This window comes from Zhongshania sp. (genome assembly GCF_041584495.1).
GTDB lineage: Bacteria > Pseudomonadota > Gammaproteobacteria > Pseudomonadales > Spongiibacteraceae > Spongiibacter.
Window position 1 is genome coordinate 1 of the sequence record NZ_JBFHDY010000322.1, and the last position, 1,105, is coordinate 1,105.

Here is a 1,105-nt window from a genome sequence, read left to right on the forward strand (position 1 = left end):
CCGGTCCAGCACTTCGTGGAAATGGGCGATACGCTGCTCTTGGTAATCCGCCAGACGCACTTTTGATTTATTTAAATGGTAGGCGTTTTCTAAACCTTCCTGGATAACCGGGATATTGATCATGTCCTGATCAAACACCATGGCCAAGCCACCAAATCCGGTGGCCTTCTCTGCAAAGCTGTCGCTGGCATCCAGGTAGTCAATTTGTGCTGGTACGTCAGGAAGAGGCTCACCGTCAGGTAACGGCGCAAGCAATCTGACCTCCATTACACACTCATTGGTCTTACCTTTCACCGGTAAAAATTGGTACGCAATGGGTATTCCCTCGCCATACCAAGGACAAAAGTTTGGAAACATCCAATATTGGATTGCATCCAGTAATGCCGCGTCAGCGACACCGTCTAGATTAACACCGAGCGCCTCTTTAAAGATCGATCGACGCCACTCGGCTAACTGGTTACGAGGGGCCACCTCACTGTGATTTTTAAAAATAAAATTCAAGTGCTCCATTCCAGGCATTTCCATACCTTTGGCATATTCTTTGGCACACTCGCCTAAATCAACATCATCGCCCAAATGCGGGCTCGGCACCCCTATCGGTGAATACAAGCGGCTAACCGAGGAATCACCGTCATCCCATACATCGTATTTAGTACTCGCATCAGCCAGAGTAGTCAGTAACTGTGGATGGGTTTCAACGGTGTGATAGGATTCCAAAAAGGCTTCCATCGCCACTTTCCAGTTCGCCTTAATAACTTTTTTTATCCTAACAATTGTGACTTGATTGCGTTCGGGCATCGTAGCAAAATGTGACTTCAGCACACCGAGGGATTTATCCAAGGGCTTAGCATTGTCGTCAAAGTTAATAAAGATGTAGCCCTGCCACACCTCACACTTAATCTCAATAAGCCCCACATCGTCTTTGTCGTAATTTTGGAAATCCCACTCACTGGGGATGTCTTTGATCTTGCCGTCTAAATTCCACTTCCAGCCGTGAAACGGACAAACCACTTCGTCTGAACTGGCAAAGCCAACACACAGTTTGGTGCCACGGTGCGGACAACTATTCAAATACGCCCGAATCTCATCGTCATCGCCACGCACA

General features: G+C 47.6%; 1 protein-coding gene. It reads right to left on the minus strand.

The genetic code is table 11. The features are described from left to right. Positions 1 to 1,105 (minus strand): SRPBCC family protein (locus tag ABYP33_RS19540; protein ID WP_373093063.1); only part of this gene is annotated, 1,105 nt, incomplete at both ends.